We start from the raw sequence: 1950 nt of genomic DNA on the forward strand, positions 1-1950 counted from the left end.
CGCATCGTGAGCGGCATTATCTTCGTGATCAGGAATGGCCTGCGCTGGCGCGATGCGCCTCCCGCCTATGGCCCGCACAAGACGATCTACAACCGGTTCATCCGCTGGAGCCGCCTGGGCGTGTTCAACCGTATCTTCGCCGAGCTCGCCGCCAAGGGCGGCAAGCCCGACCAACTGATGATCGATGCTACCCATCTCAAGGCGCACCGGACGGCGGGGAGCCTGCTAAAAAAGGGGCTCTACCCCGACGTATCGGGCGCACCAAAGGTGGCTTGAACTCCAAGCTTCACGCTGTCTGCGATGGCAGGGGCCGCCCGTTGATCATGCTGCTCAGCGAAGGGCAGATGAGCGACTACAAAGGGGTGGCCCTGATGATCGATGCCTTCCCAGGAGCCAAGGCGTTGCTCGCTGACCGGGGCTATGATGCCGCCTGGTTCCGCCATGCCTTGGCCGAGCGCGGCATCGCCGCCTGCAACCCATCAAAGGCAAACCGCAAGGCGCCCATCCCGCACGACACCGCCCTCTACCGCCAGCGCCACAGGATCGAGAACATGTTCGGCAAGCTCAAGGACTGGCGACGGATCCACACCCGTTATGACCGCTGCGCCCACACCTTCATGTCCGCCATCTGCATCGCCGCAACCGTCATCTTCTGGCTGCCGCAATAAGTCCTGAGCCGAATTCAGAGTTTGTGCTGGTGAAGTGACGTGACCCCCTGATTTTCCTCCACGCTCGATTAGAGTCTGGCCTGAAGGAAGGACAGACGATGAAGCGCAAGAGGTTTTCAGAAGAGCAGATCATTGGGGTGCTGAAGGAGGCAGAGGCGGGGGCGAAGACCGCTGATCTGGCCCGGCGGCACGGGGTGTCTGAAGCGACGATCTACAACTGGAAGGCCAAGTATGGCGGGCTGGAGGTATCCGAGGCCCGGCGGCTGCGGGAACTTGAGAGCGAGAACGCGAAGCTCAAGCGGCTGCTGGCCGACACGATGCTGGACAACGTGGCGCTGAAGGATTTGCTCTCAAAAAAGTGGTGACGCCCGCCGCTAAGCGGGAAGCGGTCGCTCATCTCCAGGCGTGTCATGGGATGAGCGAGCGGCGGGCGTGCCGTGTCATCGATGCTGATCGCAAGAGCGTGCGCTACCGTTCCACACGGGACGATGATGCCGATCTGCGCGAGAAGCTGCGTGGGCTGGCCAACCAGCGCCGCCGGTTCGGCTATCGCCGTTTACATATCCTGCTGCGTCGGGAGGGCGTGACGATCAACCGGAAGAAGACCCAGCGGCTTTACAAGGAGGAAGGTCTGGCGGTGAGGCGACGACGCAGCCGCAAGCGTGCTGTCGGCACCAGAGCACCTGCTCCGGTGCTGGCGCTGCCGAACCAGCGCTGGAGCCTGGACTTTGTTCATGACCAGATAGCTTCTGGCAGGCGGTTCCGCGTGCTCAACGTTGTCGATGATGTGACCAGAGAGTGCCTGGCAGCGGTGCCGGACACCTCGATCTCCGGGCACCGTGTCGTGCGCGAGCTGACCCAGCTGATCGCCCAGCGCGGCAAGCCGGGCATGATCGTCAGCGACAATGGCACCGAGCTTACCAGCAATGCCGTGCTCGCATGGTGCGGCGAGATCGGCATGGAGTGGCATTACATCGCTCCGGGCAAGCCGATGCAGAATGGCTACGTCGAGAGCTTCAACGGCCGCATGCGCGACGAGCTGCTGAACGAGACCCTGTTCATGAGCCTTGCCCATGCCCGGGTCGAGATCGCTGCCTGGGTCGAGGACTACAACCGCGAGAGACCGCACTCGTCCCTTGGCTACGCAACACCGGCGGCGTTCGCCGCCGAACTGAATAAGCAATGGACTGCTTCGCTACGCCCTACGGGCTCCGCTACGCAGCCCATTGCTTCAACCGCGCTGATGCGCAAAACAACCGCCCGGCTCTAATCCCAGCTGGGG

The 1950-nt window shown here is 62.7% G+C and carries 1 protein-coding gene and 1 pseudogene; both read left to right on the top strand.

All coding sequences use genetic code 11. The features are described 5' to 3' along the window. A pseudogene (locus BZF61_RS15955) lies at positions 1-668 on the top strand (IS5 family transposase); the annotation flags it as partial. A gap of 98 nt (positions 669-766) precedes the next feature. Beyond that, positions 767-1938 (top strand): IS3 family transposase gene (locus tag BZF61_RS15445; protein ID WP_143737079.1). Its coding sequence is split into 2 segments (ribosomal slippage): positions 767-1019 and positions 1019-1938, totalling 1173 coding nucleotides; the frame shifts between segments, so codons are not numbered across the junction. Positions 1939-1950: the final 12 nt, after the last annotated feature.

This window comes from Erythrobacter tepidarius (genome assembly GCF_002155695.1).
GTDB classification, from domain to species: Bacteria; Pseudomonadota; Alphaproteobacteria; order Sphingomonadales; family Sphingomonadaceae; genus Erythrobacter; species Erythrobacter tepidarius.